The 15,718-nt window shown below is 55.6% G+C and carries 13 protein-coding genes; 10 read left to right on the top strand and 3 right to left on the bottom strand.

Features of this window, described 5'->3' with window-relative positions:
- Nucleotides 1–26: 26 nt before the first annotated feature.
- Entirely contained in the window at nt 27–1,610 is a 1,584-nt protein-coding gene (locus tag QE396_RS09890) for a phosphoethanolamine transferase (protein WP_025204621.1), read from the bottom strand.
- Between the two features lie 283 nt (nt 1,611–1,893).
- Nucleotides 1,894–2,025, bottom strand: coding sequence for a manganase accumulation protein MntS (gene mntS / locus QE396_RS09885; protein WP_020884908.1), 132 nt, complete (start codon nt 2,023–2,025; stop codon nt 1,894–1,896).
- Between the two features lie 183 nt (nt 2,026–2,208).
- Between mntS and mntR the strand changes: the two genes are divergently transcribed.
- The 9 genes from mntR to QE396_RS09840 all read left to right on the top strand — a co-directional run bounded on the left by mntR (nt 2,209) and on the right by QE396_RS09840 (nt 12,849).
- Nucleotides 2,209–2,682: a manganese-binding transcriptional regulator MntR gene (mntR, locus tag QE396_RS09880; RefSeq protein WP_014169260.1), complete on the top strand. Its 474-nt coding sequence runs from the start codon at nt 2,209–2,211 to the stop codon at nt 2,680–2,682.
- A complete protein-coding gene (locus QE396_RS09875; protein WP_047366372.1) occupies nt 2,679–3,788 on the top strand; it encodes an anion transporter in 1,110 nt (369 codons plus the stop codon). The genes mntR and QE396_RS09875 overlap by 4 nt, the downstream gene beginning before the upstream one ends.
- A gap of 101 nt (nt 3,789–3,889) precedes the next feature.
- Nucleotides 3,890–4,984 (top strand): HlyD family secretion protein, encoded by a 1,095-nt coding sequence (locus tag QE396_RS09870; protein WP_020884906.1) that lies wholly within the window; start codon nt 3,890–3,892, stop codon nt 4,982–4,984.
- Entirely contained in the window at nt 4,981–6,552 is a 1,572-nt protein-coding gene (locus tag QE396_RS09865) for a DHA2 family efflux MFS transporter permease subunit (protein ID WP_014169264.1), read from the top strand. The genes QE396_RS09870 and QE396_RS09865 overlap by 4 nt, the downstream gene beginning before the upstream one ends.
- Entirely contained in the window at nt 6,552–8,072 is a 1,521-nt protein-coding gene (locus QE396_RS09860) for an efflux transporter outer membrane subunit (RefSeq protein ID WP_020884905.1), read from the top strand. The genes QE396_RS09865 and QE396_RS09860 overlap by 1 nt, the downstream gene beginning before the upstream one ends.
- A 106-nt stretch (nt 8,073–8,178) precedes the next feature.
- Nucleotides 8,179–9,219, top strand: a complete 1,041-nt coding sequence (locus QE396_RS09855; RefSeq protein ID WP_014169266.1) for an aldo/keto reductase — start codon at nt 8,179–8,181, stop codon at nt 9,217–9,219.
- A gap of 147 nt (nt 9,220–9,366) precedes the next feature.
- Nucleotides 9,367–10,743: a glycoside hydrolase family 1 protein gene (locus tag QE396_RS09850; protein ID WP_020884904.1), complete on the top strand. Its 1,377-nt coding sequence runs from the start codon at nt 9,367–9,369 to the stop codon at nt 10,741–10,743.
- Between the two features lie 51 nt (nt 10,744–10,794).
- The gene (locus QE396_RS09845; protein ID WP_020884903.1) at nt 10,795–12,117 is read left to right on the top strand and encodes a PTS sugar transporter subunit IIC; all 1,323 of its coding nucleotides are present in this window, start codon (nt 10,795–10,797) and stop codon (nt 12,115–12,117) included.
- 15 nt (nt 12,118–12,132) lie between these two features.
- On the top strand, nt 12,133–12,849 hold the full coding sequence (locus QE396_RS09840) for a GntR family transcriptional regulator (protein WP_014169269.1): 717 nt from the start codon (nt 12,133–12,135) through the stop codon (nt 12,847–12,849).
- 70 nt (nt 12,850–12,919) lie between these two features.
- Here the strand turns inward: QE396_RS09840 and ldtB are convergent, their stop codons facing one another.
- On the bottom strand, nt 12,920–13,840 hold the full coding sequence (gene ldtB, locus QE396_RS09835) for a L,D-transpeptidase (protein ID WP_025204618.1): 921 nt from the start codon (nt 13,838–13,840) through the stop codon (nt 12,920–12,922).
- Nucleotides 13,841–14,061: 221 nt separating this feature from the next.
- On the opposite strand from ldtB, the gene QE396_RS09830 reads away from it, so the two are divergent.
- Nucleotides 14,062–15,657, top strand: a complete 1,596-nt coding sequence (locus tag QE396_RS09830; RefSeq protein WP_020884901.1) for an ABC-F family ATPase — start codon at nt 14,062–14,064, stop codon at nt 15,655–15,657.
- The last annotated feature ends 61 nt before the right edge of the window (nt 15,658–15,718 follow it).

The following is a 15,718-nucleotide window of genomic DNA, read 5'->3' as shown; positions in this document are numbered from 1 at the left end:
CAGGAGAGGGTAGCAGATTGCCCGTATTATTTACTCTTAATATCGAAGATATCGGTTCCCAGATGGTTATAGTCAACTTTCTGTAACTTGAAGTTGGTAATGTAAACTGGGGGAGCCTTCTTGTTAGAGACAAACGGGTACGCATTTTTTATCTGCTGTGCCGAAATCCCCGTCCACTGCGAGAAGAAGGTCAGGAAATCATTGGCCGAACGCCGCGCTTTAATAATGCGATGCGTTTTATCATCACTCGACACAACCATAAACGGTACCTGGAAGTTCTGCTGGAACTTATCGTCGTGCGCCAGATACTGCACCTCTTTACCGCGCTCTTTAAACGCCAGCCCGTGATCCGAGAAGTAGACCATCGAGAAACTGTCACCCGTATTGCGTAACTGATCGTACAGTTTGCTGAGCAGGTCGTCGGTTTGCGTCATGGTGTAGAGATAGCATGAGGTCTCTTTGGACTGCACAAACTCTGCGTATTTACCGCCGGTCCGATCGCAGGCCTGCGGGTGAGATCCCATCAGGTGCAGAACAATCAGCTGCGGCTGGGTACGCGGAGAGGCAAAGACCTGCGCCGTCATTTTCAGCAACGCTTCATCTTTCGTGTTCTTGTCCGCTTCAAAATCACCGTTCTTCAGGAACTGCACTTCGTCGGCGCGTCTGGCGATACTGGCAATGGCCGTATCGTATTCGCCAATTTGTCCCTGATTGGAGAACCACCAGGTCTGGAAACCTGCGCGGTTCGCCAGGGTAACAAAGTTATCCTGAAACTGGGGTTTGTCGTCGACCACCCGGTTCAGCGTCAGGCCGAGAGATTTCTGCGTTGAGCCGCTGGCCGCAACATAATCGGTAAACAGGGTGCCTTTGACCGAACTGGCGAACGGTGTGTTGTCCCAATGTCCGCCAAAGGCTCCCATGGCGTCGCGACGTGCACTTTCACCGATCACCACCACATAGGTGTGATATTTGGGCTTCACGGCCAGCACGTTCCAGGTGTCTTTCATATTTGAAAGCTCAGCCATACGTGCCTGTTCGTCGAGCACCTCTTTATTGTTAACGACGACGTCTTTCACAAAACGGAACACCGGATAGCCGGTATCCTTCAGCTTGAACACCCCGCCCCAGGCCAGGTTTTGTACTGGTGCGACAAAGAACGCCACCACGCTGAACGCCAGGCACAGGTGCTCAATTTTTCCCCACGTTTTTTTCTCTTCCGCTTTACGGCGAACGGCTATCACGCCAAGGGCAAAGATAAAGAGGCCGACCACGTAGCTGTACCAGGGGAAGATCGTCAGGATCTCTGTCGACTCTTCCATATTGGTCGAGTGCAGCGCCAGCAGGGTGTTAAAGTTCGGCGAGCCGTAAGCCTGACCAAACGGGAAATAGAGTGCAGCGACCAGAGAACAGATTCCGACTAACGTTTTTTGCGCGCGCGGAGCCGTTCGCCACAGCACATGCAATATGCAGGTAAAGGCCACGGCATAGAGCAGGCTAAAGGGATAGCCCAGCGCAAAGTTAATCAGTAATGACTGCAAAAAGTAAAATCCCGTCCACGGGCTTAAGGCCCGGCTACGGGTAACAACGGTGTCTATCAGGGTTAAATTCATAGGTCACTATCATGGATAAAAACGCCATGTGCTCACCCTGGCGTCAAGGGTCATAACCTGCCTGACAGTGCGTGGAGAGGGAATGAGGGTCCGCTTCAGCGAGCCGCAAATTGTGCAGGGCTGCAAGAAGATAGTGCGAGCGCTAAATAATAGCAACAGTTGCTAAGCAGATGTTTTGCGAAGGGGATTGCAAATCCGTAAAAAAGATCGGGAATAGGGCGGCTAAAAGCCAGTGTACAGAGGGTTTGTGACGGAAAAATGAAGCGGCGTACCGCAACGCCGCTTAGTGGGAAGGTTTGTCGTCCTGATGCGGGGGTTTGTTGTTAAACATATCGCACAGCATGTTCAACAGCATCAGGCGTACTTTAAAGGGAGAGTGGGTAAACACGTTCATACACCTCTTGAATTCGTTCATGAGACCTCCTGATTTTTGATCCCTTCGATCCGTGAAGGGTGACTGCATTACATACAGATATAGCACAGGCTATATTGTATAGCTATGGCTATTTCGTTAATTTTTTGTGCTTGTAGAGGGATGGTTTACAATGTGCGCTCTCGATACCGGGCGCTGGAAGCGTCACCCCACTGAGGAAGTACAATGAACCGTCGCGCAGGTAAGCCAACAATCAGAAAAACGACGCAACTGGTGAATGTTGAAGAACATGTCGAAGGTTTTCGCCAGGTACGTGAAGCGCACCGTCGTGAGTTGATTGATGACTATGTTGAACTGATTTCCGATTTGATTCGCGAGGTCGGGGAGGCGCGCCAGGTGGATATGGCTGCACGGCTGGGCGTTTCCCAACCGACAGTGGCAAAAATGTTAAAACGTCTGGCCTCCGTGGGCCTGATTGAAATGATCCCCTGGCGCGGCGTCTTTCTGACGCCGGAAGGGGAGAAACTCGCCCAGGAGAGTCGCGAGCGCCACCAGCTCGTCGAAAACTTCTTACTGGTGCTGGGCGTAAGCCCGGAAATTGCCCGCCGGGACGCGGAAGGAATGGAACACCACGTCAGCGAAGAGACGCTGGTTAAGTTCCGCGAGTTTACCCTTAAATATGGTCCCTCCGCTGAATGAACATCCCCGGACTGCAGGCCCTGGCACGCGATCGTTTCTTCCATCTCTTATTCATCATTGGCGCAGTACTGAGCATCTTTGTGCCGTTTGCGCCACACACCTGGCCTGCGGTGATTGACTGGCGCACCATCATTACCCTCAGTGGCCTGATGATGCTCACCAAAGGGGTAGAGTTGAGCGGCTATTTTGACGTCCTGGGACGTAAAATGGTGCGCCGCTTTGCCACTGAACGCCGTCTGGCGCTGTTTATGGTGTTCTCTGCTGCGGTGCTGTCGACGTTTCTGACCAACGACGTGGCGCTGTTTATCATTGTGCCACTCACGCTCACGTTGCGTAAGCTCTGCGAGATCCCGGTTAGCCGGCTGATCATTTTCGAGGCACTGGCCGTTAACGCCGGTTCGCTTCTGACCCCTATCGGCAACCCACAAAATATTCTCCTGTGGGGACGCTCCGGGCTGTCGTTTGCCGCTTTTACCTGGCAGATGGCTCCGCTGGCGCTGGTGATGATGGTGTCGCTGCTGGCGGTCTGCTGGTTCGCGTTCCCGGTCAAAAAACTGCAGTACCACAGCGGTACCACGGGCCCGCAGTGGCAGCCGCGTCTGGTGTGGAGTTGTCTGGCGCTGTACATCGTTTTCCTGTTCGCGCTGGAACTGAAGTATGAACTGGCGGGCGTACTGCTCGTCGCCGCCGGTTTTTTATTCCTGGCGCGGCGCGTGCTGGTCAGCGTGGACTGGACGTTACTGCTGGTCTTTATGGTGATGTTTATTGATGTGCATCTGCTTATCCAGCTTCCGGTACTGCAACACCTTTTGCACAGCGTCAGTGGCCTGTCGCAGCCGGGATTGTGGCTCACGGCGATTGGTCTGTCACAGTTCATCAGCAACGTGCCTTCCACCATTTTACTCCTCAACTACGTTCCCCCTGACACGCTGCTGGCATGGGCGGTGAATATCGGCGGGTTTGGGCTGCTGCCCGGTTCGCTTGCTAACCTGATTGCCCTGCGTATGGCTAACGATCGTCGTATCTGGTGGCGTTTCCATGTCTGGTCGATCCCGATGCTGATTTGGGCCGCGGCGATCGGTTTCGGAATTTTCCTTCTCATATAGTGCGCAATTTGTCAGTTTTTCCTGGCAAACGTATAGCAACGTCCTAGCTTTAGTGAACGGCATAGTGTGATGCCGCTCACTGACAGGACTGTTGCTGACCTATGGCTGAAGATCAAAACCTGCCTGCTGACGAGCAGGAAAACAACACTAAACAGCGTAAGCGCCCGGGCAAAAAACCGTTAATCATCCTTGGCATTGTCGTGGTGGTGATGGTTATCGTGGCGCTGGTCTGGTGGTTTTTAACCCGTAACGAAGAGACCACTGACGACGCCTTTACCGACGGTGATGTGGTGACGATTGCCCCGAAAACGGCAGGCTATGTCACCGAGTTGCGCGTGCGCGATAACCAGCGGGTGAAAAAGGGCGACCTGCTGGTGGTTATCGATCCGCGTGATACCACCGCCCAGCGCGATCAGGCGCAGGCCCAGCTTGGGCTGGCGATCGCCCAGCTGCATCAGGCTCAGGCGCAGCTGGCGCTGTCAAAAGTCCAGTATCCCGCTCAGCGTGATGAAGCCAAAGCGCAGGTGATTAAAGCGCAGGCCGATCTGGCCAATGCGCAGGCGGAGTATCGCCGCCAGCGAGGCGTTGACCCACGAGCGACCACCCAGCAAAGTATTGATACCGCCAATGCCCAGCTGCGCAGTGCCCAGGCGGGCCTGGCAAGTGCGCAGGCGCAGCTTGAAGTGGCGGAGCAGGTACAGCTGCAGATCCGCCAGCAGGAAACCAATGTGGAAGCGCGTCAGCGCCAGGTCGATCAGGCCAAAGCGCAGCTGGAGACCGCGACGCTGAACCTCTCTTACACCGAAGTCCGCGCCCCGTTTGACGGTTTTGTCACTAAACGCAACGTCCAGCCCGGCACCCTGGTGCAGGCGGGTACCGCGCTGTTTTCACTGGTCTCGCCGAATGTGTGGGTGGTGGCGAACTTTAAAGAGTCGCAGCTCGAACGCATGAAGCCGGGCGATAAGGTCGAGGTGTCCGTAGATGCCTGGCCGGATATGGCGCTCGAAGGCCATGTCGACAGTATTCAACAGGGCAGCGGCTCGCGCTTCTCCGCCTTCCCGTCGGAAAACGCTACCGGTAACTTTGTCAAAATCGTTCAGCGCGTGCCGGTGAAGATCGTGATTGATAAAGGGCTGGATCCCAACAAACCGCTGCCGCTTGGGCTGTCGGTTGCACCGAAGGTGACAGTGGAATGACGGATCACAGCCACGACAACTGGCGACCCGCCAGTAATCCGTGGGCGGTGGCGATTGTGGTCACGCTGGCGGTGTTTATGGAAATCCTCGACACCACTATCGTTAACGTGGCACTCCCGCATGTGGCCGGGTCGCTCTCGTCCAGCTACGACGAATCCACCTGGGTATTGACCAGCTACCTGGTGGCAAACGGCATAGTGCTGCCGATATCGGCTTTCCTGAGCCGGGTTTTTGGCCGCAAGCAGTTCTTCCTGATCTGCATCGTGATGTTCACCGTCTGTTCGTTCCTGTGCGGGATCGCCACCGAGCTGTGGCAAATCATTCTCTTTCGCGTAATGCAGGGCTTTTTCGGCGGGGGGCTGCAGCCCACGCAGCAGTCGGTGCTGCTCGACTACTTTAAACCCGAGGACCGGGGTAAAGCGTTTGGCCTGTCGTCAATCGCCATCATCGTTGCGCCGGTACTTGGCCCGACGCTGGGCGGCTGGATCACCGATAACTACTCCTGGCGCTGGGTTTTCTTCATCAACATTCCGGTGGGGATTGTAACGGTGCTGGCGATCTACCAGCTGCTGGAAGACCCGCCATGGGAAAGCAAATCGAAAGAGAAGCTGTCTATCGACTGGACGGGGATCGGCCTGATCGCGCTGGGGCTGGGCTGCCTGCAGGTGATGCTCGACCGGGGAGAAGATGAGGACTGGTTTTATTCGAACTTTATTCGCACCTTCGCCGTGCTGACGCTCATCGGCATTATTGGAGCGATTTACTGGCTGGTGTATGCCAAAAAACCGGTGGTAGATCTGCACTGCATGAAAGATCGCAACTTCGCCATCTCCAGCCTGCTGATGGCGGGCATGGCGATGATTCTGTACGGCAGTTCGGTGGTGATTCCGCAGCTTGCACAGCAGGATCTGGGCTACACCGCCACCTGGTCGGGGCTGGTGCTTTCGCCGGGCGCCGTGTTGATCGTATTGACTATCCCGCTGGTGCTGAAGCTGATGCCGGTGGTGCAGACGCGCTGGATTATCGCTTTCGGTTTTACCTGCCTGGCGGTGTCGTTCTTCTGGTCACGTACGCTGACCCCGGATATCGATTTCGAAACGCTGGTGTTGTTCCGCAGCGCCCAGTCGATAGGGCTTGGGTTCCTGTTTGTTCCTCTCACCACCATTGCTTTTATTTCGATACCGAGGCGGCTGAACGCCGATGCGGCGGCGCTGTTCACCATGTTCCGCAACGTGGCGGGCTCAATTGGCATCTCGCTTTCTACGGCGGCCATTACCGAACGTTCCCAGGCGCACAGCGCGCATCTGGCCTATCACGCGTCACCGTTTAATGAACAGTTCCAGCTGGCGATACGCGAAAGCGCACAGGCGATCCAGAACTTCACCACTCAGGTCGGGGACCCTACCGGTATCGCCACCGGGCGCATGTACCAGACCATGATCGAGCAGTCGCGCTTCCTGGCGTATATCGACGTGTTCACCATTCTGAGTGTGGTAGCCATGTTACTGATTCCGTTTTGTTTGTTGCTCTCGCCGGTTAAGAGCGAGGGGAGTGCAGGAGCACATTGATGATACACAGACGTTTAACCCCCCTGATGATCATGCTGCTGGCAGGCTGTGCCATGGGGCCGGATTACCAGCCGCCGGCGTCGCAGACCCCGACACACTGGAACGACCCGGGTGACAGCGGCGTGAAGTCAAAAACGGCCTCGACGGCAACCAACCCACGCTGGTGGAAAACCTTCGGTTCACCGCAGCTGGACAGCCTGATAGAGCGCGCGATCGCGGGAAATTTATCCCTGCAGCAGACGGTATTGCGTATTGCCGGGGCGCGCGAACAGATTAACCAGGCGGGTGGGGCGTTTTACCCTTCCGTAAACGGTAATCTGCAGGCCACGCGCCAGCAGCTTGGGCTGGAGGGAGAGCTGAAATCCCACGGCGTGTACGACCAGCTTGATAACGTGGATCCTGAACTCAGGGGCGCGCTAGGGCCGCTGACGCAGCCGATCAATCTTTACCAGGGGAGCTTCGATGCGCAGTGGGAAATCGACCTGTGGGGCAAGGTGCGCCGACAGGTAGAGGCTGCCGAAGCGCAGCAGAAAGCGGCGATAGAGCAGCGTAACGACGCGCTGGTGTCGCTGGAGGCGGAAGTGGCGCGCGCATGGCTGCAGCTGCGGGGTGCGCAGAGCATCATTGCCACGCTGAACACCCAGATTAAGAGCGCGCAACAAACCCTGGAACTCACCGAAAGCCGCCAGCGGGGCGGGCTGTCACCGCAGATGGACGTTGAAAATGCGCGTGCCCAGTTGGGGAACCTCGAAGCGCAGCTTCCTCAGTATCAGGCCCAGGCACGGCAGGCAATGAATGGTCTCGCGATTTTACTCGGCAAGCCGCCGGGGGCGCTGGATGCGGAGCTGCAGTCGGCGCAGCCGATGCCCGCCCTGCCGGATATCGTACAAACGGGTATCCCCTCTACGCTGGCCCGTCGTCGTCCTGACGTGCGCGAGGCGGAAGCCAATCTCCACGCCGCCACGGCGCAAATTGGCGTTTCCGTGGCGCAGCTGTTCCCGAGCTTTACCCTCTCCGGGCAGTTCGGCCTGCGAAACAGCGAAACCAACTGGCTGACGGACTGGAGCAGCCACTTCTACAGCTTCGGCCCGCAGGTCTCGATACCGATTTTCCAGGGCGGAAGACTGGTCTCGAGCGTGAAGGTGGCGCGTGCGCAGCAGGGCGCGGCAGTGCTCGACTACCGCCAGACGGTGCTCACCGCGCTCGGGGACGTAGAGAATGCGCTGGTGAGCTACCGCACCGATCAGCAGCGTGAAGCCGGCCTTGCTAAAACCATCGATGCGTTGCAAAACGCGTTTGATTTGGCAAGCGACAGCTACCGGCAGGGGATCGCCAGCTTTATTGACGTGCTGGATGCCCAGCGGCAGCTGGCGCAGGCGCAGCAGCAACGCGCGCAGGCGCAGGTACAAAGCGCTCTCGATCTGGTTGCGCTCTACAAAGCGCTGGGCGGCGGCTGGGAGCCGTATCAGCAGGTGCAATTACCGGATTACAAGGTCTTTGGTGAGGCTCCGCGCGGATAAGATTCAGAGGATTGGGCAAGAAACGGACAGGAACACCACATTCGCGATGGCTATGGGGCGGGTATAACTATCGGGTACCCATCGAACGACATGCGAGGATTATCTTATGCGTTATCAAAAACTGGGCAATACCGGTCTGTTTGTGTCTGAACTGTGCCTTGGCACCATGACCTTCGGCGGAGAAGGCGGCATGTGGGGCAAGATTGGTCAGCTGCAGCAAAGTGAAGCCGAGCAGCTGGTGGGCCGTGCACTGGATGCCGGAATTAATTTCATCGATACCGCGGATGTGTATTCGGAAGGGCGCTCGGAGGAGATCACCGGCCAGGCGCTGAAGAACCTGAAAATTCCGCGCGAAAATGTGGTGGTTGCCACCAAAGTGTTTGGCGAAACGGGCACGGCCGGGGTGAACTCCCGCGGCAGTTCGCGCTATCACATCATCAGTAGCGTCAAAGAGAGCCTGCGCCGTCTGCAGCTTGATCATATCGATCTGTATCAGCTCCACGGTTTTGACCCGGCAACCCCGGTCGAAGAGATGCTCTACGCGCTGGATAACCTGGTGCAGCATGGGCACGTGCGTTATATCGGCGTCTCTAACTGGGCGGCGTGGCAGATTGCCAAAGCGCTGGGCATTTCCGAACGCCTTGGACTGGCGCGTTTTGCTTCGCTGCAGGCGTATTACACCATCGCCGGGCGCGATCTTGAGCGTGAACTGATACCGATGATGCAGAGTGAAGGCGTCGGGTTGATGGTCTGGAGCCCACTGGCAGGCGGTCTGCTTAGCGGAAAATATGGCCGTGACGGGCAGAGTGAATCCGGCGGTCGCCGCCTGGAATTTGACTTCCCGCCGGTGAATAAAGAGCGTGCTTTCGATTGCGTGGATGTGATGCGCACCCTGGCCGAGCGCAAAGGTGTCTCTGTGGCACAAATTGCGCTGGCGTGGTTGCTGCATCAGAAGGCCGTAACCAGCGTCATTATTGGTGCCAAACGTGTCGACCAGCTGGACGACAACATTGCCGCCACCGGGATCCGTTTAAGCGAAGATGAGCTTAAACAGCTTGATGCCGTCAGCGCGCTGCCGCGCGAATACCCGGGCTGGATGCTGGAGCGGCAGGGTGAATATCGTCGTCATCAGCTCGCACAACAATAACCGTCCTTCTCCCCGGTCTCGCTTCGCTGACCGGGTTTTTTTCCCGCCTTGCTCACAAAAAACGATCCTCCTCTTTGATTGATTTTTCGTCTTCGCCTATATGACTAGTCATGAAATTTTAAATGACTAGTCATATAGGGAGCGATCATGAATCAATTTCTGCCAGCCAATTTTTTATGGGGCAATTCCGTATCCAGTATGCAGACGGAAGGGGCCTGGAATGAGGGAGGAAAGGGAATGTCGGTATATGACATTCGCGAAGCCGGGGAGAACGTGTCTGACTGGAAAGTCGCGACCGATTCCTACCACCGCTATCGGGAAGATTTCGACCTGATGCAGGATCTGGGCATGAACTGCTACCGCTTTCAGATCGCCTGGAGCCGCGTATGTCCACAGGGCGACGGTGACTTCAACGACGAAGGCATCGCCTTTTATGACCGCTTTATTAACGATTTAATTGCCCGCGGCATTGAGCCGATGATCTGCCTCTACCACTTCGATATGCCGCTGGCGCTGGCGCAGGAGTACAACGGTTTTAACGATCGCCGTGTGATGGACGCGTTTATCCGCTACGGCAAAAAGATGATCGACTGTTACGGCGACCGGGTGAAGTACTGGCTGACGTTTAACGAGCAGAACATCTTCCACATGCCGGAAGCCTTCCGGATCTCGGGCTATATGAAAGGCGAGAAAACCCTGCGCGAGCTGTATGAACTGCAGCACCACACCATGGTCGCGCATATGACCCTGACCGAATACCTGCACCAGACCCGTCCGGGCCAGCTGATGGGCGGTATGCTGGCGCACCAGCTGGTCTATCCGGCGACCTGTAAACCGCGTGATATCTTCTGCGCCCAGCAGTATGACGAATTCCTCAACCAGAACCTGCTGCGCGTCTTTGCCGGCCAGGGTTACAGCCCGGCGGTGATGGCGGTCGTTGAACAGCAAGGTTTTGCGGATATCTACCGCGCTGAGGATCTTGCGCTGCTGGCGCGTACCAAAAACGACTATATGGCCTTCAGCTACTACGCCAGTAAAACCCTCGACAGCGATGCGATCCTCGAAGGAACGCCGGTCAACGATTACCTTCTGCACGGTGATAAAAATAACCCGTACCTGAAAGCGACCGAATGGAACTGGCAGATTGATCCGCTGGGCTTTCGCACCATCATCACCCGCTATTACAACGACTGGCGTATGCCGGTATTCCCGATTGAAAACGGTATTGGGGTGATCGAGTCCTGGGACGGTGTGAATCCGATTGAAGATATCTACCGTATTGACTACCACCGGGCGCATATCGAGGCGATGAAACAAGCCATGTTTGAGGATGGCGCAGAGGTGATCGGTTACCTCGGCTGGGGCTTAATCGACATTCTGAGTTCACAGGGAGACATGCGTAAGCGTTACGGCGTGGTCTATGTGAACCGTGAAAACCACGACCTCAAAGACTTAAAGCGCGTACCGAAGAAGAGCTACGCATGGTTGAAACAGGTTATCCATACCAACGGACGCGAGATGTAAGCCGTACGCTGCCGGGCCGTTTTTGTGACTGATTGAAGGGAAATATCCGCTATGTCTGAAACAAAAATAACACCGCATATGCAGTCTTTTGTCGACAGATTTGTTGAGTTCTCGGCGCGCCTGGCAAACCAGGTGCACCTGCGTTCCCTGCGCGATGCCTTCGCCACGGTCATGCCCATTTTCATCCTTGCCGGTCTGGCGGTGCTGGTGAATAACGTGGTATTTCCATGGATTTTTGAAGGCGACACGCTGGTGCATTTTAAGGTGTGGGGCGAGGCGATTATTAACGGTACGCTGAATATCGCCGCGCTGTTGCTGGCACCGATGATTGCCTGGTCGCTGGCACGCAACAAAGACTTCGACAACCCGGTCTCGGCAGTGGTTATCGCCATCAGCAGTTTTATCATTATGATGCCGATGCGCTTACAGCTCACGCCCGTCGGCAGCGACGCCACGGTGAACGTCACGCAGGTGCTGACGTTCTCCAATATTGGCTCAACCGGCATTTTTGCCGGGGTGCTGATTGGTCTGCTCTCAACGGAACTGTTTATCGCCATTTCTCGTCTGAAAGCGCTGCACATTTCTTTAGGTGAAAATGTACCGCCTGCGGTCAGCAAATCGTTTACCGCGCTGATCCCGACGATCCTGACGCTTTCCCTGTTTGCCATACTGGCCGCGCTTCTGGCGAACGTGTTGCACACGGATCTCATCCACCTGATCACCACTTTTATTCAGCAGCCGCTGCGCCTGATCAACACCAGCCTGCCGGGCACGATTTTTATCTATAGCTTTGGTAACTTCCTGTTCACGCTTGGGATCCATCAGTCGGTGGTTAACAGCGTGGTGCTGGAGCCGTTTCTGCTGATCAACACCAACGAGAATATGCTGGCCTTTGCCAACGGTCAGCCTGTCCCACATATCATCAATAATATCTTTGTACCGACCTTTGGTATGGTGGGGGGCACCGGCAGCACGATTTCCCTGTTGATTGCCATTTTCGTCTTCTCACGGCAAAAATCGGCGAAACAGGTGGCCCGTTTGTCGCTGGCGCCGGGCCTGTTTAACATCAACGAGCCGGTCATTTTTGGCCTGCCGATTGTGTTCAACCTGCCGCTGATGATCCCCTTTGTGCTGCTACCTGCCATAGGTATCTGGTTTGCGTGGTTCTGTACGACCCTGGGGTTAATGTCGCGCTGTGTGGTTATGATCCCGTGGACAACCCCGCCCATTCTGAGCGCCTGGCTGGCAACGGCAGGGGACTGGCGCGCCGTGGTCGTGCAGTTGGCAATCATTGTATTTGGTGTATTCTTCTACCTGCCTTTCCTCAAAATTGCCGAGAGAGTGGCATTAAAAAACAGCGGGACAGAAAACTAACAAAAAGGAAGGACGATGGCGGCGAAGTACATCACCATAGCGCGGGAAATTAAGAAACGCATTATTAGCCAGCAATACGCCGCCAACGAACCGCTCCCGGACCAGTTTGCCCTGGCGGCGGAGTTCAGCACCAGCCGGATGACCATACAGCAGGCCATACGCCAGTTAATTGTGGAAGGGCTGATCTATACCCGTCAGGGGCAGGGGACGTTTATCCGCAAAAATTTCCTGCAACTCTCGCAGTGGGATCTTTCCGGCAGCGACTACTTCGGCGCAACAAAAACCTGGGAGCATCTGGGTACCGTTTCCAGCGTCGTGGTCCATTTCGAGCTGCGTTTTCCAAACGAGAAGGAGCAGGCCTCGCTGATGATTAACGCCGATGCGCCTGTCTATGACTTTGTTCGGCTGCGTCTGCTCAACGGTGAGCCGATGTCGCTGGACTCCACCGTTATGCCGCTTAATCTGGTGCCCGGTCTGAATAAAAGCCATCTTGAAGGCTCCGTGTTCCGCTACGTGCAGGAGACGCTGGGGCTGAAAATTATGGGGTCGTACCGGGTGGTGCGGGCGCTAAAACCGAACGCGCTGGATATGCAACACCTTATCTGCGAGCAGACCGATCCGGTGCTGGAGGTGGAGCAGGTTATCTATCTGGAGGATGGCACACCGCTTGAGTATGCCCACTGTCACTACCGTTACGACCACGGCGGGATAGTTATCGTCAATAACGGATAAAAAAAAGCGGGCATCAGAGCCCGCTTTTTTATTCTCAGACCCGGTCAGCAAAGCGCCACCGGGCAGAAGGTCAGTTCAGACGCACTGGCATACCAGAACGGTTCTGAACGGCCTGGTCAACAATCGCTGTCTCTACATCCGGCTGAGAGGTCACGGACTGCACCGCGCTGTTCAGCGTAACCGGAACGATTTCGTTGTTGTTGATCTGGTCTTCACTGGTGGACAGCGGGTTGTGTACTTCAATGTAACGGCTGCCATCCGGCTCAGACGTCGCTTTAACCGGTTCGTTGATGAACTGGACGCGGGTTCCGACCGGCACGTTTTCGAACAGGAATTTGATGTCTTCGTTACGCAGACGTACGCAGCCGTGGCTTACGCGCAGGCCGATACCGAAGTTGGCGTTGGTCCCGTGAATCGCGTACAGACGGCCAATGTACAGCGCGTACAGACCCATTGGGTTATCCGGGCCTGCCGGTACAACGGCTGGCAGAGGTTCACCCGCAGCGATGTACTCCGCGTGCATTTTGGCGGTTGGCGTCCAGGTTGGGCCTGCTTTCTTACGCTCAACTTTGGTCGTCCAGTTCATTGGGGTGTCTTTACCCAGCTGGCCGATACCGATTGGCAGCACGATAACCGTGTTGGTGCCTTTCGGGTAGTAATACAGACGCATTTCCGCGCTGTTGATGACGATACCTTCATGGACGGTATCCGGCAGGATCAGCTGCTGAGGAATGTTCAGCACGGTACCGGCTTTAGGCAGATACGGGTCAACACCCGGATTCGCTTCCAGCATGTTAGACAGGCCCAACTGGTACTGCGCCGCGAAATATTCCAGTGGCTGAGCGTTGCCTTCAGGCACCGTGACCACCTGGTTTTGACCAACCAGACGGCTACCGTCTGTCGGCAGCGGATAAGTCACCGCAGAAGCGGTTTTGCAAAAACCTACTACGGCTAACGCCGCCGCAAAAAGCGTTGTTAATTTCATGTTCATGTTGTGCGAGGTATCTAAGCCATTCCGGCGATGAGTTGATAAGTCTGAATCTTGATGGGAGCGCATTATATGTGCATTCCCGCTAACAGGGAATTCAGATGTGTACGAAATCACATTTTTTTCGATTTTGTTAAAGTTTAGCGGATTGCCGCAACGCGGGATCTCAATTCGGAATTGTGGCATAATGCCGTGTTTATCACACTTTTCGCAGGAATCTCCCCGTGTTAGTTACCAGCAACGTCACTATGCAGTTTGGCAGTAAGCCGCTGTTCGAAAACATTTCCGTCAAATTTGGCGGCGGCAACCGTTACGGCCTGATTGGCGCCAACGGTAGCGGTAAATCTACTTTTATGAAAATCCTCGGCGGTGATTTAGAGCCGACGCTGGGCAACGTTTCGCTCGATCCAAACGAGCGCATCGGTAAGCTGCGTCAGGATCAGTTCGCCTTTGAAGAGTTCACCGTCCTTGACACCGTTATCATGGGACACGCGGAGCTGTGGGAAGTGAAGCAGGAGCGCGATCGCATCTACGCTCTGGCGGAGATGAGCGAAGAAGATGGCTACAAAGTGGCCGATCTCGAAGTGCTGTACGGCGAAATGGATGGCTACTCTGCGGAAGCGCGTGCGGGCGAGCTGCTGCTGGGTGTGGGTATTCCGGTAGAACAACATTACGGCCCGATGAGCGAAGTCGCGCCAGGCTGGAAACTGCGTGTTCTGCTGGCGCAGGCGCTGTTCTCCAATCCGGATATCCTGCTGCTCGACGAACCAACGAACAACCTGGACATCGACACCATCCGCTGGCTGGAGCAGACGCTGAACGATCGCGACAGCACCATGATCATCATCTCGCATGACCGTCACTTCCTGAACATGGTGTGTACACACATGGCGGACCTGGACTACGGCGAGCTGCGCGTTTATCCGGGCAACTACGATGAGTACATGACGGCAGCCACGCAGGCGCGTGAACGTCTGCTGGCGGATAACGCCAAGAAGAAAGCCCAGATTGCTGATCTGCAGTCTTTCGTCAGCCGCTTCAGCGCGAACGCCTCTAAATCTCGCCAGGCGACCTCTCGTGCGCGCCAGATTGACAAGATCAAGCTTGATGAAGTGAAAGCGTCCAGCCGTCAGAACCCATTCATCCGCTTCGAGCAGGACAAGAAACTGTTCCGTAATGCGCTGGAAGTGGAAGCCCTGGCTAAAGGTTTTGAAAACGGTCCGCTGTTTAAAAACTTTAACCTGCTGCTGGAAGTGGGCGAGAAGATCGCCATTCTGGGTGCCAACGGCGTGGGTAAATCCACCCTGCTGAAAACCCTGGTCGGCGAACTGCAGCCGGATAACGGTACCGTGAAGTGGTCTGAAAACGCGCAGATTGGTTATTACGCACAGGACCATGAATACGAGTTCGAAAACGACCTGACCGTCTTCGACTGGATGAGCCAGTGGAAGCAGGAAGGCGACGACGAGCAGGCGGTGCGCAGCATTCTGGGTCGTCTGCTGTTCAGCCAGGACGACATCAAGAAGCCTGCTAAAGTGCTTTCCGGTGGTGAAAAAGGGCGCATGCTGTTCGGTAAGCTGATGATGGAAAAACCTAATATCCTGGTGATGGATGAACCGACTAACCACCTGGATATGGAATCTATCGAATCGCTGAACATGGCGCTGGAGATGTATCAGGGGACCCTGATCTTCGTCTCTCACGACCGTGAATTCGTCAGCTCGCTGGCGACCCGCGTGATCGAAATTACGCCTGAGCGCGTGGTGGACTTCACCGGTAACTACGAAGATTACCTGCGCAGTAAAGGTATCGAGGGTTAAAAAAAGCCCGGTGGCGCTACGCCTACCGGGCCTGTGTTTGATGCCCTCTCCCTGTGGGAGC

Origin of the sequence: Enterobacter sp. SORGH_AS_0287, from assembly GCF_031453695.1 — a bacterium.
Classification (GTDB): domain Bacteria; phylum Pseudomonadota; class Gammaproteobacteria; order Enterobacterales; family Enterobacteriaceae; genus Enterobacter; species Enterobacter ludwigii.
Note: the sequence above shows the minus strand (reverse complement) of the source record. Positions and strands in the feature narration are given on the sequence as shown.

Coding starts and splice junctions, on each gene's coding strand:
- mntR (WP_014169260.1), top strand. CDS start 2,209: ATGAACCGTCGCGCAGGTAAGCCAACAATCAGAAAAACGACGCAACTG.
- mntS (WP_020884908.1), bottom strand. CDS start 2,025: ATGAACGAATTCAAGAGGTGTATGAACGTGTTTACCCACTCTCCCTTT.
- QE396_RS09855 (WP_014169266.1), top strand. CDS start 8,179: ATGCGTTATCAAAAACTGGGCAATACCGGTCTGTTTGTGTCTGAACTG.
- QE396_RS09845 (WP_020884903.1), top strand. CDS start 10,795: ATGTCTGAAACAAAAATAACACCGCATATGCAGTCTTTTGTCGACAGA.
- QE396_RS09890 (WP_025204621.1), bottom strand. CDS start 1,610: ATGAATTTAACCCTGATAGACACCGTTGTTACCCGTAGCCGGGCCTTA.
- ldtB (WP_025204618.1), bottom strand. CDS start 13,840: ATGAACATGAAATTAACAACGCTTTTTGCGGCGGCGTTAGCCGTAGTA.
- QE396_RS09850 (WP_020884904.1), top strand. CDS start 9,367: ATGAATCAATTTCTGCCAGCCAATTTTTTATGGGGCAATTCCGTATCC.
- QE396_RS09870 (WP_020884906.1), top strand. CDS start 3,890: ATGGCTGAAGATCAAAACCTGCCTGCTGACGAGCAGGAAAACAACACT.
- QE396_RS09840 (WP_014169269.1), top strand. CDS start 12,133: ATGGCGGCGAAGTACATCACCATAGCGCGGGAAATTAAGAAACGCATT.
- QE396_RS09875 (WP_047366372.1), top strand. CDS start 2,679: ATGAACATCCCCGGACTGCAGGCCCTGGCACGCGATCGTTTCTTCCAT.
- QE396_RS09865 (WP_014169264.1), top strand. CDS start 4,981: ATGACGGATCACAGCCACGACAACTGGCGACCCGCCAGTAATCCGTGG.
- QE396_RS09860 (WP_020884905.1), top strand. CDS start 6,552: ATGATACACAGACGTTTAACCCCCCTGATGATCATGCTGCTGGCAGGC.